Annotated in this window: 22 protein-coding genes and 1 pseudogene; 9 read left to right on the top strand and 14 right to left on the bottom strand. The window is 62.5% G+C overall.

The genetic code is table 11. The features are described 5' to 3' along the window. Positions 1–3: 3 nt before the first annotated feature. The 13 genes from HRU92_RS19210 to HRU92_RS19150 all read right to left on the bottom strand — a co-directional run bounded on the left by HRU92_RS19210 (position 4) and on the right by HRU92_RS19150 (position 11,800). On the bottom strand, positions 4–477 hold the full coding sequence (locus tag HRU92_RS19210) for a heme-degrading domain-containing protein (RefSeq protein WP_172125440.1): 474 nt from the start codon (positions 475–477) through the stop codon (positions 4–6). 63 nt (positions 478–540) lie between these two features. Further along, on the bottom strand, positions 541–1,314 hold the full coding sequence (locus HRU92_RS19205; protein ID WP_172125442.1) for an SDR family oxidoreductase: 774 nt from the start codon (positions 1,312–1,314) through the stop codon (positions 541–543). Continuing rightward, on the bottom strand, positions 1,292–1,789 hold the full coding sequence (locus HRU92_RS19200) for a 2,4'-dihydroxyacetophenone dioxygenase family protein (protein ID WP_248307269.1): 498 nt from the start codon (positions 1,787–1,789) through the stop codon (positions 1,292–1,294). The genes HRU92_RS19205 and HRU92_RS19200 overlap by 23 nt, the downstream gene beginning before the upstream one ends. 13 nt (positions 1,790–1,802) lie before the next feature. Next, positions 1,803–2,555, bottom strand: coding sequence for a ribonuclease activity regulator RraA (locus tag HRU92_RS19195; protein WP_172125444.1), 753 nt, complete (start codon positions 2,553–2,555; stop codon positions 1,803–1,805). A gap of 85 nt (positions 2,556–2,640) precedes the next feature. Next, complete coding sequence (gene ugpC, locus HRU92_RS19190) at positions 2,641–3,702, bottom strand: sn-glycerol-3-phosphate ABC transporter ATP-binding protein UgpC (protein WP_172125446.1); 1,062 nt, start codon at positions 3,700–3,702, stop codon at positions 2,641–2,643. A 26-nt stretch (positions 3,703–3,728) separates the two neighbouring features. Beyond that, positions 3,729–4,544 carry an aldo/keto reductase gene (locus HRU92_RS19185; protein WP_172125448.1) on the bottom strand — a complete coding sequence of 272 codons (816 nt, stop codon included), beginning with the start codon at positions 4,542–4,544 and terminating at the stop codon, positions 3,729–3,731. A gap of 26 nt (positions 4,545–4,570) precedes the next feature. Further along, complete coding sequence (locus HRU92_RS19180) at positions 4,571–5,431, bottom strand: carbohydrate ABC transporter permease (RefSeq protein WP_172125450.1); 861 nt, start codon at positions 5,429–5,431, stop codon at positions 4,571–4,573. Further along, a complete protein-coding gene (locus tag HRU92_RS19175; protein ID WP_172125452.1) occupies positions 5,428–6,288 on the bottom strand; it encodes a sugar ABC transporter permease in 861 nt (286 codons plus the stop codon). The genes HRU92_RS19180 and HRU92_RS19175 overlap by 4 nt, the downstream gene beginning before the upstream one ends. 74 nt (positions 6,289–6,362) lie before the next feature. Further along, positions 6,363–7,577, bottom strand: coding sequence for an ABC transporter substrate-binding protein (locus tag HRU92_RS19170; protein WP_173088913.1), 1,215 nt, complete (start codon positions 7,575–7,577; stop codon positions 6,363–6,365). Between the two features lie 262 nt (positions 7,578–7,839). Continuing rightward, positions 7,840–9,039, bottom strand: a complete 1,200-nt coding sequence (locus tag HRU92_RS19165; protein ID WP_173088912.1) for an amidohydrolase/deacetylase family metallohydrolase — start codon at positions 9,037–9,039, stop codon at positions 7,840–7,842. Positions 9,040–9,049: 10 nt separating this feature from the next. Beyond that, positions 9,050–10,216 carry a galactonate dehydratase gene (gene dgoD, locus HRU92_RS19160; RefSeq protein ID WP_173088911.1) on the bottom strand — a complete coding sequence of 389 codons (1,167 nt, stop codon included), beginning with the start codon at positions 10,214–10,216 and terminating at the stop codon, positions 9,050–9,052. Next, positions 10,213–11,367, bottom strand: a complete 1,155-nt coding sequence (locus HRU92_RS19155; RefSeq protein WP_172125461.1) for an iron-containing alcohol dehydrogenase — start codon at positions 11,365–11,367, stop codon at positions 10,213–10,215. The genes dgoD and HRU92_RS19155 overlap by 4 nt, the downstream gene beginning before the upstream one ends. A 4-nt stretch (positions 11,368–11,371) precedes the next feature. Then, positions 11,372–11,800 (bottom strand): VOC family protein, encoded by a 429-nt coding sequence (locus HRU92_RS19150; protein ID WP_173088910.1) that lies wholly within the window; start codon positions 11,798–11,800, stop codon positions 11,372–11,374. A 215-nt stretch (positions 11,801–12,015) separates the two neighbouring features. On the opposite strand from HRU92_RS19150, the gene HRU92_RS19145 reads away from it, so the two are divergent. The 8 genes from HRU92_RS19145 to solA all read left to right on the top strand — a co-directional run bounded on the left by HRU92_RS19145 (position 12,016) and on the right by solA (position 21,264). Continuing rightward, complete coding sequence (locus HRU92_RS19145) at positions 12,016–12,801, top strand: IclR family transcriptional regulator (protein WP_248307267.1); 786 nt, start codon at positions 12,016–12,018, stop codon at positions 12,799–12,801. Between the two features lie 22 nt (positions 12,802–12,823). Continuing rightward, positions 12,824–14,014 carry a mandelate racemase/muconate lactonizing enzyme family protein gene (locus HRU92_RS19140; RefSeq protein WP_172125465.1) on the top strand — a complete coding sequence of 397 codons (1,191 nt, stop codon included), beginning with the start codon at positions 12,824–12,826 and terminating at the stop codon, positions 14,012–14,014. A gap of 20 nt (positions 14,015–14,034) precedes the next feature. Beyond that, complete coding sequence (locus HRU92_RS19135) at positions 14,035–15,018, top strand: Gfo/Idh/MocA family oxidoreductase (protein ID WP_172125467.1); 984 nt, start codon at positions 14,035–14,037, stop codon at positions 15,016–15,018. 289 nt (positions 15,019–15,307) lie between these two features. Further along, the gene (locus tag HRU92_RS19130) at positions 15,308–16,324 is read left to right on the top strand and encodes a trypsin-like peptidase domain-containing protein (RefSeq protein ID WP_172125469.1); all 1,017 of its coding nucleotides are present in this window, start codon (positions 15,308–15,310) and stop codon (positions 16,322–16,324) included. Positions 16,325–16,342: 18 nt separating this feature from the next. Next, a complete protein-coding gene (locus HRU92_RS19125; protein WP_248305142.1) occupies positions 16,343–17,359 on the top strand; it encodes a MoxR family ATPase in 1,017 nt (338 codons plus the stop codon). Next, positions 17,334–18,251, top strand: a complete 918-nt coding sequence (locus HRU92_RS19120; protein ID WP_210258710.1) for a DUF58 domain-containing protein — start codon at positions 17,334–17,336, stop codon at positions 18,249–18,251. The genes HRU92_RS19125 and HRU92_RS19120 overlap by 26 nt, the downstream gene beginning before the upstream one ends. Continuing rightward, on the top strand, positions 18,248–19,321 hold the full coding sequence (locus HRU92_RS19115; RefSeq protein WP_172125473.1) for a VWA domain-containing protein: 1,074 nt from the start codon (positions 18,248–18,250) through the stop codon (positions 19,319–19,321). The genes HRU92_RS19120 and HRU92_RS19115 overlap by 4 nt, the downstream gene beginning before the upstream one ends. Before the next feature lie 815 nt (positions 19,322–20,136). Continuing rightward, complete coding sequence (gene solA / locus HRU92_RS19105; RefSeq protein ID WP_172125477.1) at positions 20,137–21,264, top strand: N-methyl-L-tryptophan oxidase; 1,128 nt, start codon at positions 20,137–20,139, stop codon at positions 21,262–21,264. 232 nt (positions 21,265–21,496) lie between these two features. Here solA and HRU92_RS19100 read toward each other — a convergent pair whose 3' ends face one another. Then, positions 21,497–22,474, bottom strand: a complete 978-nt coding sequence (locus tag HRU92_RS19100; protein ID WP_172125479.1) for an aldo/keto reductase — start codon at positions 22,472–22,474, stop codon at positions 21,497–21,499. A 178-nt stretch (positions 22,475–22,652) separates the two neighbouring features. On the opposite strand from HRU92_RS19100, the pseudogene HRU92_RS19095 reads away from it, so the two are divergent. Next, positions 22,653–22,895: pseudogene (locus HRU92_RS19095) on the top strand (gamma-glutamyltransferase); the annotation flags it as partial.

The raw sequence follows: 22,895 nt of genomic DNA, 5'->3' as shown, positions 1-22,895 counted from the left end.
CGCTCACGACAGCGCAGCAACGCTCCGCAGCGCCTGAACCGCGAGCCGATGATCCTCCACATCGGGCAAGCCGCTGACCGCCACGGCGCCGACCACCCCGACATCGCGCACGCAAATCGGCACGCCGCCGCCACTGGCGGCATAGTCGCTGTCGGGGAGCCGGTAGCGAGCCGCAAAGTTCCACTGCTTGCTCTCGCACAGAAGGCGCATATAGAGTGAGCTGTGATAAAAACGCAGCGCCACGGCGCGCTTGCGCCTTACCCAATCCACATTGTCCGGCGTCGAGCCTGGCATCAGCGCCAGGAAGACGGGCGTTGCGCCATGCGACACCTCAATGCCGATGGGCAGGTTGCGACGGCTCGCTTCCGCCTGGATAAAGGCGCCGATCTGCCAGGCCGTGGCGTAGTCAAAGCGGCTCAACAGCAGGTCTGCCTCCTGGGCGAGCAGGTCGTCCAGCGTTGGGGGGGTGGGTGTCACGATTGAACTCCGGCGATGTTGGGCTGTTCTGAAGCGGATAAAGACTGGGAGGATCTCGCCCCGTTAGGTGATGGAATAGCCGCCATCGACGACTAACGTCGATCCGGTGACAAACCCGGCCGCCGGCGAGCACAGATACAGCACCGCATTGGCCACGTCCTCGGGACGGCCCCATCGCCCCATCGGGGTGCGCGCCAGGATCGGGTCCGAACGTGCAGGATCATCGCGCAGCGCCTGCGTCAGCGGCGTCGCGATCCAGCCCGGTGCCACCGCATTGACGCGGATGCCGTCCCTGGCAAAGGCGATGGCGAGCGACTTGGTCAGCTGATTGACGCCACCCTTGCTCGCCGCATAGCCCGGCACCAGCCCACCGCCGAAAAACGACAGCATGGACGCAAGATTGACGATGCTCCCCTGCCCAACTGCCGCCAGCAGCGGCCGCGCCGCCGAACACATTCGCATCGTGCCATTAAGATTGACGTCAAGCACCTGCTCGAACACCTCTGGATCCAGTTCCTCGCCCCGCCGGATCATCCCCGCGCAATTGACCAGGATATCGAGCGCCGGCAGCTTGCCCACGAGCTCTCCGATGGCCGCGGCATCGCGCACATCGAGGAGGCCCAGTTCCGCCCCGGCAAAATCCGCATCCCCGGACAGCGCATCGATCTCGCGCTGCGCCACGCCCGTCGCAGTGACGTGGGCACCCGAAAGCACAAACGCCCGCGCCACGGCGGCGCCGATCCCCGAAGTGCCGCCAGTCACAAGCACCCGCTTGCCCGCGTACCAGCCGCGGGCCCAGTCGTAATTCACGGTCTCAGCGGATGAACTGGTCGACATAGTCCGCCCCCAACCCGATTTTGTCGTAATGGGCGCGGCACATGTCGATCTTGGTGAACACGTCCTCGTAGCCGACATGCTGGTTGTTCTCGTCGAGATAAACCATCGAGCCGGTGATGTTGAAGAAGGTGATCATCTCCTCCACATCCTCGGGCACCAGCAGCGTGTGAATTTCGCCGGGCGGCTCGAACACATAAGAACCCGTCTCGGCCACCCAGTCATGCTCGCGATAATGCCAGCGCCCCTTGATCACATAGCCATGCACCGGGTTAGGATGCAGGTGCCGCGACAGCACCCCCGAGCGGCGCACCCGCAACAGATTGCACCACTGTCCCACCAGCGTGTTGAGCATCAGCGGCCGGAACCACACACCCTCCGCCTGCGGCACCCAGACCCGCTCATCATCAGGCACTGCCTTGACCGCGATCTCGGGCGGCGCCAATGGATGCGCCGAGCCGTTCATCGTGCTGTACATTGCTGCATGTCCCTTACTTCTGCAGTGGATTCTCCGCCCGCCAGGCCTGATATTCTGGCTCAGCTTCAGCGCTCAAGGGATAATATTTGCGCAGATCGGCACCTTGCGACAGGCGCAATCGTGCAAATTCTTCCCACTCCGCATGCTTGCTGGCGCCTTCGATCAGCTTTTCGGCCAGCCCCACTGGCACCACAACGACGCCGTCATCATCGGCCACGATGATATCGCCCGGCATCACCAGAGCGCCGCCGCAGGCGATCGGCACATTGACGGCAAAGGGGATGAGATTGGTCTGAGCATGGTAGTTCGGGGTAACGCCCTTGACCCAAATACCGAGGTCGAGCTTGGCCGCTTCGGCGGAGTCGCGAATGCAACCATCCACCACGATGCCGGAGCCGCCCCGGCCGGCGAGATAGGTCAGCATCATCTCGCCGAAAATGCCGCTCCCCATGTCGCCGCGGGCATCCACCACCACCATGTCCCCATCCTGGGCGTAATACATGACATGACGGTGCAGCTGGCGCTCCGGGTTCTCATATTCGTCCGAGCCATAAAGGTCCTCGCGCTTGGGCATCATCTGCAGCGTCAGCGCTGCCCCAGCGACCGAACGGCCGGTCTTGAGCGGTCGCGGCCCCCGGATTTGGGCGTCGCGAATGCCGAGAAGGCTCAATTCGCTGCTCGCCGTCGCGGTGCCGATCTTGGCGAGCGCCTCGCAGTGGGCGCGCGATGGACGCACGATGTCCTTGATGTCTTCGGGAGATTGCATAACTAACGCCTTGAGAAGGGAAGAATGGTTGCCCGGCTGACGGGCATGTTGCAGTAGGACCCGAAGGGTCAGTCCCGGCAGTGCCTTAGCCCTGCTGGATCCGCTTGCCAGTTTGGCTGTCGAATAGGTGAATACGCGCCTGGTCGGCCCGCACGGGGATAGTTTCGCCTGGCCGCGCAGTAATGCGCTCGCGGAACACACCGACGACATCATGACCGGCCAGCCGCATGGCGACCTGGGTTTCCGAGCCGGTGGGTTCAACGGTGATGATCTCGGCCGGAAATCCGGTGGGATCGAGCACGAAGTGCTCGGGCCGGATGCCCAGGCTTACGGCACGCCCGTCCATCCCTGTCGGAGCGAAAGGCAGCGCAATGCCACTGCCATCGGCGGCCAGGAACTGGCCGCTCTGCAACTTGCCACCCAGTATATTCATGGAGGGCGAGCCAATGAAAGCAGCGACAAACAGGTTGTCCGGATAGTCGTACAGCTCGAGGGGCGTGCCGATTTGCTCCACAATGCCATCATGCATGACGACGATACGGTCGGCCATGGTCATGGCCTCGATCTGGTCGTGCGTTACATAAACCGTCGTGGTGCTCAGGCGCTGGTGGTTCTGCTTGATCTCGGAGCGCATCTGGACGCGCAGTTTCGCGTCAAGGTTCGACAGTGGCTCATCGAACAGAAACACTTTCGGGTCGCGCACCATGGCACGGCCCATGGCCACGCGCTGGCGCTGCCCACCCGAAAGTTGGCGCGGATAGCGATCGAGATAGGGATCAAGGCTGAGCATCTGGGCGGCCACGGCGACGCGGCGATTGATCTCGTCCTTGGGGGCGCGAGCAAGCTTGAGTGAAAAGCCCATGTTCTGCGCCACCGTCATATGCGGATAAAGCGCATAGCTCTGGAACACCATGGCGATGTCCCGTTCCTTGGGAGGCAGCGCATTGACGACCTTGCCGTCGATGGCGATCTCACCCCCCGAAATATCTTCGAGACCCGCCAGCATGCGCAGCAGGGTGGATTTACCGCAACCCGACGGACCCACCAGCACCACGAACTCCCCGTCCGCGATATCGATGGAAACACCGTGAAGAATTTCGACGGTGCCGTAGGATTTGCGAGCGTCGCGAATGGAAACTGAACCCATGGAGAAACCTTTCTCGAGCGAACCCGTCAGTCGTCCCAGCGCGGAGACTTGGTCGGGTTGATGTGGCGATAACCGCGATCGAGCCGGCGGATGGCATCCATGTGCTCGGGGGTCAGGGTGATGGTGGTGGCAGCCCAGTTGCTGACCAGATTGGTACGGCTGGCTGAGGCCGGAATGACGATGTGCCCCTCGGCCATGAGGAAGGCCAGTGCCACGGCCGCCGGGCTGCTGCCAAGCTCTCTGGCAATACCGACAAGCACGGGATCGCTCGCGACCTGCCCCTTGACCAGGGGCTGGTAGGCGGTGAGTTGCAGGCCCGCACCCCGCGCGTAGTCGCGCAGCTTGGGAACCTGCAACCAGGGATGAATCTCGACCTGGTTGGTCGCCAGCGCTCCCTTGCCCAGCAACTTTTCAGCCCGTTCAAGCAGCGCAATGGTGAAGTTCGACACGCCAATCAGCCGGGCATGGCCGGAGTCCTGCGCCTCTTTCAAAGCGCTCATATAGCTTTCGAACGGCACCGTTTCTTCGGGTACCGGCCAGTGGATCAGCAGCAGATCGACCTGGTCCACCCCGATCGTCTCGAGGCTCTGGCGCACGCTCGGCATGAAGTCGGCCGGCGCAAGGCGCGTATCGGCGACCTTGGTGGTGATGAACACTTCCTCCCGTTTGAGGCCCGCGCGCCGCACGGCTTCGCCAACCGTTGCTTCAGTGTCGTAGCTTTGCGCCGTGTCGAGATGGCGATAGCCGATCTCGAGCGCCGTCGAGATCGCCTCGATTCCTTCGGGACCAGTGCGCCCAAAGGTACCAAGGCCCAGGGGTGGAATAGATGTCGAGACTGCCATGAAGTCGGCCCTTTCGGTGGTTGGAACTAGCCCTTGGTGGCGCCAGCGGTCATGCCGCCCACAAACAGGCGCTGCATGGATAAGAAGAGGATCGCGATCGGCAGCGTCATCACCACTGAAGCGGCCATCACGGCGCCCCAGTCGGTGTTGAACTCGGTCGAGAATTCCGCCAACCCGATCGGCAGCGTCTTGACCGAGGAGTCCGTCGCAAAGCAGAGCGCGAAGATGAACTCGTTCCAGGTGGTAACAAAGGCATAAACCAGCACGGAGACGAGCCCGGGCACCGACAGCGGCAGCGTGATTCGGAACAGGCAGCCGATGCGGCTCGCCCCATCGATGATCGCGGCTTCCTCGAGCTCTACTGGAATGGCCTTGAAATAGCTCGTCAGCATCCACACGGAAAGCGGCAGCGTCAGGATCATGTAAACGAGGATCAGCCCCCAATAGGTGTTCACCAGGCCCAGCACGCGCAGGGTGATGAACAAGGGCACGATGATCGCCGCTGTCGGAAGTAGCTGCCCCACCAGCACAAAGCTTTGCAGCACTGGCTTGCCCCGGAAGTTGAAGCGGGCAAAGCCATAGGACGCAAAGATCGCCAGGATCAGTGCCAGCCCGGTCGAGCCGACCGACACCACCACGCTGTTGAGGAAGTAGCGCGGGATGTTGGATTCAAACAATACCTTCCGATAGTTCTCGAGCGTGGGCATGCTCGGCCACCAGATGGGCGGAATGGTATAGAGTTCCCGCAGCGTCTTGATCGACGAGAGCCCCATCCACCAGAACGGAAACAGGCACACAAACACCAGCAGCAGCGAGCCGATGATGATCAACGGCACCGGCAATCCCGTGCGCTTGAGCTTGGCAGGGACGGAAGCAACAGCGCTCATCGGGTCTCTCCGGCATTGGAGGCGAGGGTGCGGATATAGATAAAGACGACCACGATCGCGACGGCGAAGAACATCACCGACAGTGCCGCGGCCTGGTTGAACTGGGTACTCTCAAAAGCGGTGCGGAAGATCTGGATCGGGGTGATCAGTGTCCGGTTGGCAGGCCCGCCGCGGGTGATCGCATAGATGATGGTGATGTGGTTGAGTGCCCAGATCACGAGCAACAGCGTCACCGCGACGATCACCGGCCGCACCTGGGGCAGCATCACGTACCAGACCTCTTCCCAAAAGCTGGCGCCATCGATCCGCGCGGCTTCATAGAGATCGTTGGGGATGGATTGCAGGCCCGCCAGCACCATGATGGCGACAAAGGGAAACATCTTCCAGATATTAATGGCGATCATCACCGGCAGCACCGTGCTGCCGTTGGTCAGCCAACCCACGGGCTCGGGCATGATCCCGGGCGCTGTCAGCATATAGTTGATGATGCCGAATTCGGTGTGGAGCATCCAGGCCCAGGTCGTTGCGGCCACGATACCGGGCACGACCCATGGGATCAGCGTCACAGAGCGCACAATCGCGCGGCCCCGGAAGTTCTGATTGAGGAGGATCGCGGCCAATACGCCCAGGATCACCTGGAACACGATGGAGCCGAATACCCACCAGAGCGTGTTCATGAAGGCGGTGGGGGTGGCGCGAGCGCCCAGGATGCGGGCGAAGTTTTCCACGCCGACATAACTGCCCTTGTTGTCAGTGACGCTGAGCAGGCCCGTATAAGCCACCGGATAGGCGATCAGCAGGCCCAGCACTAAAAGGGCGGGCAGAACAAACAAATAGCCTGTGGACTGTCGTTGCATGGCGGCCACCGAAAGCGAGGGATAAACAATACCCCGGCGGCTTTTGACCACCGGGGTACGGGGAGAAGCAGAGTTTAGAGCAAGGCTTCGATTTCTTCGGCAGCGCCGTCCATGGCGGTCTGCGGATCCTCGTCACCCAGCAGGATGCGCTGGATGCCATCAAAATAGGCCTGGGTAATCTGCACCCAGTTCGGATGGGCCGGAGCCGGACGACCGAAGGGCAGCATCTGCTTGTAGACCTGCAGGATCGGATCGTCGAAGCGCGGCAGTTCCATAGCGCTCAGGCGGGCCGGGAAGGTGTCAGTCAGAGCGCCCTGGTTTTCCGCTTCGGCAAGGAAACCCACCAGGACCTTGGCCTCGTCAGGGTTCTTGGCGTCCGCCGGCACCACAAAGCTCCAGCCACCCAGCACCGCTGCCGTGTCTTTGCCCTCAGGATGCGGGATGGTCATCACCCCAATATCGATATTGGGGTTCTCGGTCTTGATCGAGTTCACGTCGAACTGGCCCGCCTGGTACATTGAGACGGTTTCGGCAATGAACAGACGCCGGTTGGCGGTGCCGTCATTTTCCAGGGTGGAGCTGGGGGAAATGCCATTCTTGTAAAAGTCGGTATAGAACGTCACCGCTTCCACCGTTTCGGGGCTGTTGACCAACACCTGCGTGCCGTCTTCCGAGATGATGCCGCCGCCATTCATCCACATGAAGGGCATGGAGCGGAAAATCGTGTTGCCGACTTCCCCGCCGCCGGTGATCGCAAAGCCGGAACGGCCGTCGCGCGTCAGCGCCTCACCTGCCGCCACCAACTCGTCCCAGGTCTGGGGCGGGTTTTCGGGGTCAAGACCAGCCTCGGTGAAGTGGCCCCTGTTGTAGATCACCGCAATGGATTCAATGCGGTAGGGCATGCCCCAGAGCTGGTTGTCGAAGGTGACGTAATCGAGCGCGGCCGGAACATAGTCCTCGCGATCCTGCAGCACGTCATCGAGCGGGATCACGAGATTATTCTGGGCATAGCCGTTCACCCAGCCATGCTGCACGTCGATCACATCGGGGGCAGCCCCGGACTGCAATGCAGTCAGCACGCGCTGTGGCAAACCATCGGTCGTCGTGATCTGCAGGTTCACGGTGATTTCCGGATGCGCTTCCTGGAACTTGGTCACCAGTTCACGAGCACGCGCCTCGTTGAAGTTGGGGGTCCACCACACAACTTCGCCGGCGAAAGCCATGCCGCTGCTCAGCGCCACGACCGAAACGGCGCCCGCCAACATGGTCTTGATCGTCGAATTCTTCATCATTCCTCCCATAGCGACAAGGTCGCGGTTACAACGCGCCGGCGTCCTTCACCGGCGGAAACTCGAACGGCCCGGACGCCGCAATCACCCGCCCACGGCGGCTCGGCCTCAAAGGCCCAGCGAATTTGCAAGTCTCCCGGCCAACAGCGGATCTTATGAGCGATCCAGTTCATATTTGAATTCTGTTAGTTCTATTATGCACTGTGGCGCAGAAGCCCACCTCTTGTCAACCAGTCTGGCCGTCAAGTTCTGCCTGCCCAGCTCAGTAGTGACGCCCTTCGGATCTGCCATCCTCAAAGCTGTGGAGCACCTGCCCGCGGCAGACGGTCAGTTCATTGCGCAGCCGCCAGGGCGCTTGTCGTCTCTGCCCCTCGGAATCCACCAGCTCGTCTCCACCCGCCTCGAGCCGAAACACCGCGAGATCGGCCTCGCCGCCAACGCCGAGCCGCCCAAGCTCAGGGTGCCGCATCACCGTTGCAGGGCTGGCCGTCACCAGCCGCAGCACCTCGACGAGATCCATCCCCAGCGCGCCGAACTTGGCCATAACCGCCAGCAGATCGAACACCGGTCCATCGACGTTGTGCGCATGCAGATCGGTGCTGATGGCATCGGGCAGCAAACCCTGATCCATCGCGAGCTCGGCGATCCGAAACGAAAAACTGCTGCCGCCATGCCCCACATCCATGCGCACGCCACGCGCTAGGGCGTCGCGCACGCTGGTCCGCAGCTTGCCGCGAGCATCCAGAACGCCGCCCCCAAGGGCCGGATTGTAGATATGGGTGAGGATATCCCCTTCCGCCAGAAACGGCAGCACCTCATCGATAGTCGGGGGCGCCGCGCCCACATGGACCATCAGCGGCACGCCGAGCATATCGGCGGCCTCACGTGCCAGCGGCAGCAACATGGGCCCGTTCTCGCCACAGGCATTGTTGCTCGCCCGCAGCTTCACCCCGGCGATCTCACCCCCATGGGTGTCGCGCATGCGCGCCAGTTCACGCAGATCGGCAAAGCGCCAATCGTGCAGCTCGCCCACATCCATGCTGAGATTGCCGGCTGCGGTCAGCCCGATATAAGACAGGTTGATCAAGGGCAGGATGCGCACCCGGCTGGGCCGGATCACATGATACAAAAAGCCCTCAAAGGTCGCCGCACCAGCGCTGCCGCAATCCACCCAGGTGGTCACGCCTGAACGAGGCCCCAGCTTGTCGGCATTGACGCCCAGCAGCGTGCCACCCCAATAGGCATGGGTGTGCATATCAATCAGGCCCGGCACCACAAGGGCACCATGGGCATCGAACTCCGCCCCATCATTCGTCGGCAAGTCACGGCTAATCGCCGCCACCCGCCCTTGCGCCAGCAGCACATCAGCCACCTGGTCAAAGCCCGACCCGGGATCAATCACGCGCCCGCCCCGGATAAGCAGCGGCTCGGGCGACTGTTCGCCCGAGTTCGCGCCCCCCACCGGCCAAACCCTAGTTGCCAAAGGTCTGCTTACCCGTCGCTACGCCCGACGTGTTCATCGACCCATCAAACAAGGGCACATTGGTCGCTTCATAGGGGAAGCGCGCGCAGGCTTCCTCGATCAACTCGACGCCCAGCCCGGGGGCGGTCGGCGCCAGCATAAAGCCGTTCTCGAACTGCAGGGTTTCGCGTACCAATTCCTTGCGCCATGGCACGTCAACGGAAACCGTCTCGAACACCGAGAAGTTCGGAATGGCGACGGACATATGGAGCGTCATCGCGTTCATCACCGGCCCGACGGGATTGTGTGGGGCAATGGGGATCAGATGCGCGTGCGCCGTGTGGGCAATGCGCTTGGTTTCCCCCAGGCCACCGGCATGGGACACATCGGGCTGCAGGATATCGACGGCCTTCTTGTTCAAGGCCTCAATGAAACGGGCCGGTTCATAGAACCGCTCGCCCGCCGCGATCGGCACCGGGCTGTTGGCGCGCACATCGGCCAGCGCATCGATGCTTTCGGGCGGCGTCGGCTCTTCGATCCAGGTCAGGTCATAAGGCGCCAGCGCCTTGCACATAGCAATGGCCGTCGGCACGTTGAGGCGACCATGCACGTCGAGCATCAGGTTCACATCTGGGCCGACGGCGTCGCGCACGGCTTCCACGATCTCGATGGTCTGCCGTCGCTGACGGCGATCCATTTCGAGATCGGCAACATCGAAGGGGTCCCACTTAAGCGCATTATAGCCCATCGCCACTGCATTGCGGGCATTGGCAGCATATTGCTCGGGCGTCGTGGCCCCAAAGAACCAGTGATTAGCGTAACAGGCAACTCGGTCGCGATATTTGCCACCAAGCAGCTCGAACACCGGCACGCCCAGCGCCTTGCCCTTGATATCGAGCAATGCCGCCTCGATGCCGCCCAGAGCAGTGCGGAACACCGCTCCGGTGCGCCAATAGCTATCCCGGTGCAACTGTTCGACCAGGGCATCCACGGCAAATGGATCCTTGCCGATCAGGACGCGCTCCAGCTCCTCCAGCGCAGCAACCACAGTGTTGGTTTTCCATTCCAGCGTGGCTTCGCCAACGCCGTCGATCCCCGCATCGGTGTAGAGCTTGACGAACACGAAATTGGTTCGCGACACATTGGCCACGAAGGTCTTGAGGGCAACAATCTTCATTGCTTGGATTCCGATGAAGCGGGGTCGGCCATGGCCGCTTCGAGAATAGCGCGATAATCTTCGGCCGATGCCGCGCGCGGATTGGTGGGGTGGCTGTGATCAGCAAGCGCCCGCTCGATGATCCAGTCGAAATGGTCGCGACGAACGCCCATCTGCGCGAGGCCCGCGGGCAGTGCGAAGGAACGGTTCAGCGCCTCAAGCGCATCGGCCAGGTCTGCATCTGGGCCGAGCCCCATTGCCGCCTTGAGCCGGTCGAGCTTGTCGCCAACGGCGGGCGCGTTGAACCGCAGGACGAGCGGCATCAGGATGGCGTTGAGGGTGCCGTGATGGAGCTTGAGGTCCTGCATGCCGCCCAGCGCGTGGCTGAGCGAATGCACCGCCCCCAAACCCTTCTGGAACGACAACCCACCATGCAGCGCCCCGAGCATCACCTCGGTGCGCGCCGCAACATCGGCGCCGTCAGCAAAGGCCCGTGGCAGGTTGCGCCAGATGCGTCCGGCCCCATCCAGCGCAATCGCTTCGGCGGTCGGGTTGAAGCGCGGCGAAAAGAAGGTTTCGATGCAATGCGAGAGCGCGTCGAGCCCGGTCGCGGCGGTCAGGTATGGCGGCAGTCCCAGGGTCAGCTCTGGGTCGCAAATAGCCCGGCGCGGGATCAGATGTGGACTGATGATCCCGAGCTTGCGGCCATCCTCCAGCGTCAACAGCGCCGCCCGACCCACCTCTGCTCCGGTCCCGGCCGTCGTGGGAATGGCAATGGTCGGCGCGACAGCAGAAGTGATCCGTTCCAATCCGCCATAGATGGCCGCATATTGCTCAAGATTGCCCGGATGGGTCGCCAGCAGCGCCACGCCCTTGGCCAAATCGATGGGCGAACCGCCGCCCAACGCCACGACGCCGTCGCATTGCCCTGCGCGATAAGCCTGCAGCGCCGCATCCACCGCCCCTTCGGTTGGGTTCGGCGGGGTTTCCAGAAACACCGCGCTCCGTTCCGGCAGCAAGCTCTCCACCCGCGCCAGCAGGCCGGAAGCGGCGATACCCCGGTCCGACACCAGCAGGGGGCGGGCAATTTTGAGCTCGGCCAACGCGGTGGGCAGCGAAGCCAGCTCCCCTGCCCCAAAGTCGATTGCCGTGAGATAAGCAATACGTGCCATAATCTTACTGTCCCTTGATCCGGGCCACTGCCTGGGCCTGCATGGAATTTTCCGCCATCTGCATCAACTCGATGCGGTGCCCATCAGGATCCTCGATCCAGGTCTGCCAATTGCCATCGGCGCCCTGCACTTTGGGCCGGATCTCAACCCCCACTGCATTCAGCTCGCGCACGGTCTGCTCGATGTCCGGTACCTGCAGGCACATATGGTTGAAGCCCACCGCCTCGCGCTCGCTGGCCCGCTCACCCTCACCTTCAGGAAAAACTTCCAAATACTGGTCGTCGGTGATGCGCAGATACACCAGCCAAAGCCGCCCATCGCGGTCGAGCCGCAGCATTTCAGCGAAACCCAGCTTGTTGATGTAGAAATCAAGCGTGCGCTCGATGTCCTTTACCCGGATGGCGACATGGGCGATCGCGGAAACCGTCAGCATGAAACGAGACCTTTCAGGATCGAACCGCCCAACGCGAAATGGCAGGTTCGTAAGAGCCGCCCACTGGGCGACGTAAGCTGGTAACGCATTGAAATCCTCTCGAAGCGACGTTGCGCCGGGATGACCGCTTCACGACCTATCCAAATATGAACTTTGACAGTTCACAAACTTATGGTAGTCAGAAGGCATAATTTGTCAACTGCGGACCGCATGCCTTGAACAGCGAGCTCGAATCCAGCGCGGCCCACAAGCACACCATTCCGGTGATCGATCGGATGATGGACCTGCTGGGCGCACTGGAACAGCGCGGCTCAGGCATGACTATCAGCGACCTGACGGCAGTGCTCGGCCAGCCCCGCACCTCGATCTACCGCATTCTCAACACCCTGCAGCAGCATGACATGGTGCGCCGCGACGATGCCGGCGCGTACCATCTTGGCTCGCGCCTGCTGACGCTGGCGTCCCATGTGGCCTCGCGCGCCACCGATATCGACCTCGTCGCCATTGCCCAGCCCTTTATCGACAAGCTGGCCGCTGAGTTGGGCGAGGGCGTCAAGCTCAGCGTCATCGACAATGAAGGCATTCTGGTGCTGGCCGCCTCGCAGGGCCGGCGCGAATACGCGCTGACCGTCGCGCCCGGCCAGCGGATGCCCGTCCATGCCGGCGCCGCAAGCAAGCTCCTGCTCGCCTATCTCGACCCTGAGGAACAGGCGCGCTGGATCGACAGGCCACTCAGCGCCTTTACCACCAAGACCGTCACCGATCCCAAGCGCCTGCGCAGCGAACTCGCGCGCATCCGGCGCCTGGGCTGGGCTCAGGACAAGGGCGAAAACGCCCCCTCGATCCAGGCCTATGCCGCGCCCGTTTTTGCCAAAACGGGTAAGATGGTCGCTGGCGTCAGCGTGCCCTTTCTCAGCGGCACCGAGCCCGCCCGCATGGAACTGATCCGCATGGCGGCGATCGAAACCGCCGCCGCCATCAGCCAGGCCATGCCCGCATAACAATCGCTCCGGGGGGACAGAAGTGAAAATCATTGATCTGAAATGCGCCATCATCGGCAAAAGCCCGATCGTGCGCATCGTTACCGATGAGGGAATATCGGGCTACGCCCAGGCCGAAACCTGGAAGCCGTACCTCAAACCCCATATCCTCGCCTTTCGCGACGCCCTGATCGGCGAGGACCCGACCCTGGTTGAGCGCGTCATGCTCAAGATCCGCCAGCGAGGCGGCTTCAAGCCCTGGGGCACGGCGGTGAGCGTCATCGAAATGGCCCTTTGGGACCTTGCCGGCAAAGCCGCAGGCCTGCCCGTACACAAGCTCTTGGGCGGCAAGATCCGCGACAAGGTGCGCGTCTACAATGGCTCGGTGCGCTTTCCCTTTTCCGGCCACCGCCCGGAAGACTATGCCGACGACATGAAAAAGATGATGGCCCTGCCCCAGGGCTTCACCATCTTCAAGCAGCCCATTGGCTTCCATTCGCCCATGAAGCGGGAAGTGCCCAACTTCTACTATGGCGAGCCGGGCGCCGGGGCCTTCCATGGTGCGCTTGACCGCGGCCCGATTACCGAAAAAGGCTTGCGTCACTTCGTTGATTGCGTCGCCGCGATGAAGGAAGTCACCGGGGACGATGTAGGCCTCGCGCTCGACTGCGGCCCCGGCTGGATGCTGGGGGACGCCATTCGCCTCGCGCGCCTGCTCGAGCCCTACAACCTGCTCTGGATCGAAGACCTGCTGTCGGGCGACTACACGCCTTGGGTCAATGCCGGCGTTTACCGCGAACTCACCCGCACCTCCACGACCCCTATTCATACCGGCGAGCAAATCTACCTTCGGCAGAATTTCAAGGAACTGATCGAGACCCAGGCAGTGCATGTGGTTGGCCCGGATCCCGCCGATGTGGGCGGCATCGCCGAGCTTAAATGGATCGCCGAATATGCCGATCTGCACGGCATCACCATGGCGCCCCACGGCACGGCCAACGGCGTGCTGGGCTTAGGCGCTCTGGTGCAGGTTTCGGCGACGCTCCCCAACAACTTCATCGCTTTTGAGTATACCCATGGCGATCCCGACTGGTGGAACGACATCGTTGAAGGCCTGCCGCCGGTTGAAAACGGCATGATCACCGTTCCTGACCGCCCCGGCATGGGTGTCGATATCGTTCCCGAGCGGGCCCAGCGCTATCTCGGCCCTGACGATCTCGACTTCTTCCGCTAACCGACCGCTAGGGACCCCTCATGCACACCATCGGCATCCTGGGCGCTGCCGGCATTGCGCCCCGCTCCATCATTCAGCCCACCCGCCGCCGCCGTGATGCGGTGATCGGCGCCGTCGCCTCGCGTCGCCTTGGTGCCGCGCAGGCTTATGCCGAAGCGCACCGCATTCCCGTGGCCCATGAAAGCTATGAGGCCCTCCTCGCCGATCCCGCGATCACCATTGTCTACAATGCCCTGCCCCCGACGGGCCATGCGGAATGGACCATCAAAGCCCTCGAAGCGGGCAAGCATGTACTCTGTGAAAAGCCCTTGGCCACCAGTGCGGCCGAAGCCGCCCTGATGGTGGCGGCAGCGGAACGGGCCAACCGCCTCCTCGCCGAAGCCTTTCACGATCGCTACCATCCGGTGTTCTTGCATCTGCTCGACCTCAAGCAGTCCGGCGCCTTTGGCACGATCAAGTCGCTGACCGCCAGCTTTCACGTCGATATCCCCTTTGATCCCAAGTCCATTCGCCACGACCCCGGTCAGGGCGGTGGCGCAATGATGGATCTGGGCTGTTATCCCGTTCATTGGCTGCGCTCCTTCATGGGCTGCGAACCGGAGGTCCGCTCCGCCACGGCCGTGCTCAACCCGCTCGGCGTGGATCAGCGCATGGAAGCCGAACTGGTGTTTCCTGGAAACGTGCCGGCCCAGATGATCGCCGATATTGCCAGCCCACCCTTCCGCGGCCTCCTGCGTATCGAAGGAGAACAAGGGATCGTGGAGCTCGACAATCCTTGCCTGCCCCACAAGGGCCATTCATTGCGCGAGTGGTTCGGCGAGAGCTATCGCGAACACACCTTGGGCGCTGGGACAACCTATGACTATCAGCTGGCGGCGTTTCTCGAGGCACTAACCGGCGGCACACCCTTGCCCACCGGAGGGATGGATGCCGTGGCCAACATGGCGACCATCGACGCCATCTATGCAGCCGCGCGAGCAGGCGGAACGATGCGCGCGCCTTAGCTGGTGCTGCAGCCACGCTGTACAAACGTCTGCCTCAAGCGAGTTTAGGCCACGAACCGAGCGATTGACCTGAGGCGCAAAGCCGCCCGCCTGGGCGCGTATGACGCTGCCACCGGCACCTCGGCCGAGATCGGGCTTTCAAGCGGTGCGAACTACGCAGTAACCATTCGCGATGACACGGGAGCGCACGTTTTTGAGAGCGGGTTCCAATCGATGCGGGGAAGGCTAGGCTTGAGGGGTAAGCAGCTGCCGGGCGCCTCCTGCGCCCGCTCAACGGGAGTGTCCCGGGGTGAAGCGACGACCGGTCTATATCGGATCGAACAAGGTGCGCACGGGCCAGCCGTCGGCTCGCGCTACGGCCACACGCCCGCTTCCCCAGGCAGCTGATCCTGCCGCCCAAGAACCTAGTTTCTCCCACCGCGCGCGCCAGCACCTGCACCGGACCTACAACCAGCATCAAGGCAAGGTGCTGGTGCTGTCCTCGGTGCTCCTCGCCCTCTTGCTGGTGGGACTTTACGAAGTGTTGCGTGCGCCCGGCCAGAACCTGAGCCAGGGCGACATCAACGACGCCGTGAACTTCGCCCTCGACGAGCGGGGACGGCCTCCTTCCATCGCTTCCCAGGCTTATGCTGCCATCATCCCGTCGGTGGTGCGGGTCAATGGCTATGATCCGGCTGCTGGGCAAGAACCTGCCGCTGCCGCGCCTGGTGGCGAGCCGCCGGCAGCCGAACTGCCCCAATCAGGTGAAATCGAAGAAGATTTCCATGAAGAGTTCACCGCTGTCGGCAGCGGCGTCGTCATCGACGACCAGGGCACCATCCTGACCAATCTGCATGTGGTGCGCGCCGCCAAGCGGCTGCGGGTGTCGTTCTTTGATGGCACTGAAGCCGATGCCACGATCATTGGCGCCCGACCCGAACTCGACCTTGCGATTATCCGCCCCAGCGTGCTGCCCGATGACCTGCTCCCGGCAACGCTTGGCTCAAGCAGCAGTCTGCGCCCGGGGGACGATGTTGTGGCTGTCGGCTTTCCTTTCGGCATCGGTCCTTCCGCCTCGGCTGGCGTGGTGTCGGGCCTGTTGCGCGTGCTCGAGCGGGAAGGCGAAAGCACGATGCGCAACCTGATCCAGTTCGATGCCGCCGCTAATCCCGGCAATTCGGGCGGCCCGCTGGTCAATGCCGATGGCGAGGTCGTCGGCATCGTCACCGCCATCCTCAACCCCTCGGGGCTGCGCACTTTTGCCGGCATCGCCTTTGCCGCCACCATCGAGGAAGCCGGGGGCGCCGTCGAAGAGTCACCGCTTTAGCCAGGAACGGAAGCAGCCATGGACGATCCAATTGAGACCCCGACGCCCGCCGCCTCCCTGATGGAGCAGGTACTCTATGAAGTCAAAAAGGTCGTGGTCGGGCAGGACCATTTCCTTGAGCGCGTGTTGATCGCCCTTCTGGCCAAGGGCCACCTCCTGGTCGAGGGGGTTCCGGGCCTCGCCAAGACACTGACCGTCAACACCCTCGCCCATGCGATCCAGGGGCAGTTCAAGCGCATACAGTTCACGCCTGACCTCGTGCCGGCGGACCTGGTCGGCACTCGCATCTACAACAACAAGGATGGCGAGTTCACCACCTCCCTTGGCCCGGTGTTCTGCAATCTGCTGCTGGCCGACGAAATCAACCGGGCCCCGGCCAAGGTGCAAAGTGCCCTTCTCGAGGTGATGCAGGAACGGCAGGTCACCATTGCCGGCCAAAGCCACCGGGTGCCCGAGCCCTTCGTCGTGATGGCGACGCAAAACCCCATCGAAACGGAAGGAACCTACCCGCTGCCCGAAGCGCAGGTGGACCGGTTCATGATGAAGGTGCTGGTCGGCTATCCCTCCGAGGAAGAAGAATTCGTGATCGTTTCGCGCGTCACCGGGGTGATGCAGACCGTGGCTAAAGTGGCGACCACCGAGCAACTCATTGCCCTTCAGGCGCGGGCGCGGCAGCTTTACGTCGATCCGACGCTGATCCAGTTCGTGGTGCGGCTGGTTGCAGCCACCCGCAACCCCGAACTGGTCGGGCTCAAGGACCTGCAGCGCCTGATCACCTATGGCGCGAGCCCGCGGGCCAGCATCAACATGATTGAAGCCGGGCGAGCGCTCGCCTTCCTGAGGGGCCGCGAGTATGTCTTGCCCCAGGATGTGATCGACGTGGCGGCCGATGTCATGCGCCACCGCATTGTCCTGTCCTATGAGGCGCTCTCGGAATCCATCGGTCCCGACGGGATCATCAACCAGATCCTTCGGGCCGTCCCGGCACCCGAACAACCCCTGCAAACCCATGCCCGCCTCGCCTCGGCAAGCTGAAGCGCTGCTCCAGCGCGTGGAATGGACCGTGGTGCGCCGCCTCGATGGCGCGTTGCAAGGCAATTACCGCACGCTGTTCCGCGGCGCCGGCCTCGATTTTGCGGACCTGCGGGAATACCAGGCCCACGACGATGTCCGCCACATCGACTGGAACGTCACCGCGCGCACCCAGGTGCCCCATGTGCGCATCTTCCACGAGGATCGCGAGGTGACCGCCTGGTTCCTGCTCGATCTCAGCCCCTCGGTCGATTTCGGCTCCGGCGACACCAACAAGCGGCAGGTGCTGACCGAATTCACCGCCGCGCTCGCACGAATATTCGTGCATCACGGCAACAAGGTGGGCGCCATTCTGTTTGATGGCGTCGACGAGCTCATCGTTCCCGCCCGCGGCGGCCGCCGCCATCTGCTGCATCTGATCGACAAGTTGCTCAGCCATCCTCGGCGCCTGCGCGCACCGCAGACCGATCTTGGCGGCTTTTTTCACCGCGCCGGCTCGGCGCTCAAGCGCCGGTCCATCGTCTTTGCCGTATCTGACTTTGTGTCGCTTCCCGGGTGGCAAACCTCTCTTGGCGCGCTCGCGCGCCGCCACGAAGCCGTTGCCGTGCGGCTGGTCGATCCCCTCGAGCAGGCACTCCCAGATCTGGGTCTGCTGGCCATTGAAGACGCCGAAACGGGCGAGCAGTTGCTTGTCGACACGGGCGACCGGACCTTCAGGGATCGGTTCAGCGCGCTGGCCGGGCAATGGGAGGAAGAGATCGTCGATGGCTTCAATCAGGCCGGAATCGATGCGCTTGAACTCTCGACGGCCGACGATCTGGCCAACGCGATCCTCAGATTCGTCACCATGCGCCGGATCAGCGCCAGTGGCGCCATAGCAGGAGCAACGGCATGACCTTTCTCTGGCCCGATATGCTCTGGTTGTTGCTGCTCCTGCCGTTGCTGGTGGGCACCTATGTCTGGCTTCTGCGCCGGCGCAAGAAAACGGCGCTGCGCTATGCCAATCTGCCGCTCATCCGGCAGGCGCTTGGCAAGGGGCCGGGCTGGCGCCGCCATGTGCCACCGGCGCTGTTGCTGCTTGCCGTTGGCGTGCTGGTGCTGGCCGTGGCGCGCCCTGCGGCGGTGGTCACCCTGCCCAGTTCCCGCTCCACGGTGATCCTGGCGATCGACACCTCCGGCTCCATGCGCGCCACCGATATGTCGCCCTCGCGCATTGCTGCCGCGCAGGAAGCGGCCAAGGCCTTCATCACCAGCCAGCCCATGGATGTGGAGATCGGCATCGTGGCCTTTGCCGCTTCTGCTGTCCTGATGCAGGCGCCCACGCTCGACCGGGAACTGCTCACGGCCGCCGTCGATGGCTTTGACCTGCGGCGCGGCACTGCCGTGGGCGCGGGCGTGATCACGGCGCTTTCCACCATTTTTCCCGACCGCTCCTTTGAGATCGAAGGCTATGATCCGCGTGATCAGCTGGGGATGCGAAGCGGTGGCGTGACGCCCCAGACCGGCCGCTCGCTCGACAATGCCGAGCCTGAGCCCCAGCCGGCAGAACATGTGCCGGTTGAACCGGGATCCTACCAGAATGCGGTCATCATCCTGCTCACGGACGGGGCAACCACCACCGGCCCTGATCCTCTGGCAGCGGGGAAATTGGCGGCCGATCACGGCGTGCGGATCTATACGGTGGGCTTTGGCTCGACCGGCGGCGAAGTGGTCGATTTCGGCGGCCGCTTCATGCGCGCCATGCTCGACGCACCAACCCTGCAGGCCATCGCCGCTACCACGGAAGGTGAGTATTTCGAGGCCCAGTCCGCCGAGGCGTTGTCGGAGGTTTACGGAACGCTGGCGACCCGCCTGATCGAGGAAAAAAAGCTCACCGAAATCGCCTTCCTCTTCGCCGGCCTCGGCGCCCTCCTCACCCTCGCCGCCGCTGGGCTGTCCATGCTCTGGCTTGGGCGCATAGCCTGATCTTTGGCGCGAGCTCTGCGGGCAAAGCTTAAGGTGCCGAGTGTGTTGTTACTTTCTGCTTCATGCATCCCCGGAACGTCTCGTCTAAGGGCCGGAATTGGTGTATAATATCCAGTCACAAGCACCTCGGCCAAGCGGCTGGTGAGGCCTAGTCGAGTTTGGGCTAAAGAAGCAGTCCCACCTTGAAATCGTCTGTCGTGATTGACGGCAGAGTGCTTCATCCTTGCCACATCGATAGTAGCTCAGTGCGATAACGGCGCCTAAGGGCCCAGCCCTGCGAGCGCAGCCAATCGCGGTCATCAAGATTGAGCCTGTCCCGGAGCACGTCACGAGCCGCAGGGGCGACCCAGAACCATGCTGCCGCGTAGTCGGCGGCAGGATCGCCCACGGCGGATAGCCCCCAAATCGAGCACACCCGGCAAAGCACCACCTCGGACGATCAGGTTGTCAGCCTTGAGGTCACCGTGCAGCCAAACTGCCCGCCCCATAAACTCTGCGTGCAGACCTCGTCCCAAAGAGCATGCTCGCGTCGGGCGTCTATTTCGTCGGCGACAATGTCAACTCAAGTACCCGATGAGCACGCCCGGACGAGGACCGCAACTGCAAAAAACCGGGTCGCCGGGATTGCTGCTGAGGCGGCCGCGCCTGACCGACCCGGGATGTTTCCAAACGGCTGAGTAGAATAAACTGGGGAATGTCCCGGCTAGCCATATGCTAGTTAGGGCAACTCATTTTATTGCGCAGGCACGACTTCTTCCTGCTAGGTCTTAAGCTCGGCCCCGGCAGTCCAATTCAGCTATTTTGGAGCCTAGGCCATGTATGATGTTATCATTATCGGCCTCGGCGCCATGGGCAGCGCGGCGGTCGCCGAAATCGCGGCCCGCGGGCACAAAGTGCTTGGTCTCGAGGCGTTCCAGCCGGCGCATAAGCTCAGCTCTTCGCACGGCGACAGCCGTATCATCCGGCTCGGTTACCATGAGGACCCAGCCTATGTGCCGCTGCTACAGCGCGCTTATCGCAACTGGGCCCGCATGGAACGCCGGCTCCAAACCAACCTCCTGAGCAAGGTCGGCGTGTTGCAGATCGGCAAGCCGGGCAGCGACCTGATCGGGGGCATGTTGGCCTCCTGCGCAGAATACGGCCTCGCGCACGAGATTCTGGATCAGGCTGAAATGGCCGACCGCTATCCGGCCTATCGGCTGGCTGGGGACGAAATTGGCGTCTTCGATCCAGAAGGGGGTTATATTCGTCCCGAAGCCGCCATTTGGGGCAATCTCAAGCTGGCAACCGCCGATGGGGCCCATATCCATATCGGCGAGCGCATCACCAGCATCGAGCGAGGGGCAACGATTATGGTTCGCTCGCCCCAAGCGAGCTACGAAACGCGCAAGGTCATCGTTGCCACCGGCGCTTGGATATCGGAACTGGTCCCGGAGCTTGCGGCCCGCGCCGCGCCAATCAAGCAGGTCGTCGCCTGGTATCAGCCGGGCGATGGCTTTCTCGCCCAACCCAACAGAATGCCCTGCTTCCTCAGCGATGAAGGCGAAGACGGCACCTGGTTTGGTTTCCCGCAAATCGGCGTTGATGGCGTCAAGATCGGCAAGCACTGCCATTTTTTCGAGCCAATCGATCCAGACCAGGCCAATCCGGCCGTCACTCACGCGGACATGGATCTCCTCGACGCCTTCGCCGCACGCCGAATGCCGGAGGTCGCAACCACACGGATCAAAGCGGTCACCTGCCGCTACACCATGCTTCCGGGCGAAAATTTCCTCATCGACCTTCTGCCAGCCGATCCTCGCGTTATCGTGTGCTCCGCCTGCTCCGGCCACGGGTTCAAATTCGCCAGTGTCATTGGAGAAATCCTTGCCGATCTGGCGCTGGATGGCGGCACCACCCTGCCCATAGCGCCCTTCACGTTCGACCGGCACATGGTGGGGTAAAGCCTCCTACCCTGAGGAGGAGGTGACGTTTCTCGGAAGCATGAACCAGAGTGGCAGCTTTCCAGTACTGCACTGCACCGCACTGATTTGCTTTACGTCTGCAACCGGGGGCAAGCTGCCGAGCAGAAAAGCGCCCCCCTTCTTGGTCATTTTCGAGAGCTGCAGCTGGCACACAAAAGGGGACATAGACGTATTGCCGCCGAGTAGAGCGGATCAGGGCAATACCCAAGCTCTAGATCACCGCCGCCCTGGGCCGATAAGCCCCTTCCAGCTCCGCGACGTCTTCCGTGCTGAGCTTCAGCGCCAGTGCCGCAACGGCGTCGTCCAGGTGATGCGGTTTGGACGCGCCGATGATGGGCGCAGTGACGACGGGGTTTTGCAGAACCCAGGCGAGAGCGACCTGAGACATGGCGACGCCGTGGCGCTGGGCGACGCTCTGAACGGCGTCTACGATGCCATGGTCCATTTCGGCAGTGTCGCCATAGACTTTGGGAATGACATTGTCCGTCCCTGAGCGACCGGTGACCTGGCCCCATGGTCGGGTGAGCAGCCCCCTGCCCTGCGGGCTCCAGGGAATGACGCCAACGCCCTGATCCGCGCAAAGCGGCAGCATCTCACGCTCTTCCTCGCGGTAGAGGAGGCTTAGCTGGTTCTGCATCGAGACGAACGGCGTCCAGCCGTTCATTTTGGCGACATACTGGGCCTTGGAAAATTGCCAGGCCGACATGGATGAGGCTCCGATATAGGTGGCCTTTCCCGAGCGCACGGCGTCGTGCAGCGCCTCCATCGTCTCTTCAATGGGGGTGTCATTGTCCCAGCGGTGGATCTGATACAAGTCGACGTAATCGGTCTGGAGGCGGGTAAGTGACGCATCGATCTCACGCATGATTGCCCGGCGTGACAGTCCGGTGGCGTTGGCATCGGTTCGACGGGTTGCGCCGTTGACCTTAGTGGCAAGGACCACGTCCTCCCGTCGCACAAAGTCCTTCAACGCGCGCCCCAGGATTTCCTCGGAACTGCCGTCGGAATAAACGTTTGCCGTATCGAAAAAGGTGATGCCGAGGTCAAGCGCTTGGCGGATAAAGGGACGACTTTGGTCCTCAGGCAGCGTCCATGGGTGGTTCCCCTGGTCAGGTGCCCCATAGGTCATGCAGCCGAGGCAGAGCCGCGAGACTTTGAGACCGCTAGTGCCCATTCGCTTGTGGTCCAAAGTCGCTCTCCCGATACTTGTGTTTGGTCCAGGCAAGGGTAAGGCTTAGTGGCGCCGGATGTATAGGACTATTCAGCGGGCCAGCGTGGTCCGCCTTCCAAGGACACGGTTGTTTCGGGACAGAACCAGCTTAGAATGGCGGAACATGCGCTTGGCGCCGCGCAGCGGCGGATGAGAGTACCGGGGGTTGCAGCTCCTTGCGCCGCCAGCGCCCACACAGGGTCTGACGACACTGGGCATCATGGGCATTCTCTCCCATTTTGATTTCTCGTCCATTGCCGAGGACAGCGCCGAGCATGTTCACCTGGTGGTGGAGGCGGTCAAATATGCCTTTCTCGATCGCCACATGATCGCCGATCCAGATAGCTGCGATGTCGATTTCGGTGCCATGCTCGATCCGGCGCGACTTCGCGCCAAGGCG

This window comes from Devosia sp. 1635 (genome assembly GCF_013185955.1).
Classification (GTDB): domain Bacteria; phylum Pseudomonadota; class Alphaproteobacteria; order Rhizobiales; family Devosiaceae; genus Devosia.
Note: the sequence above shows the minus strand (reverse complement) of the source record. Positions and strands in the feature narration are given on the sequence as shown.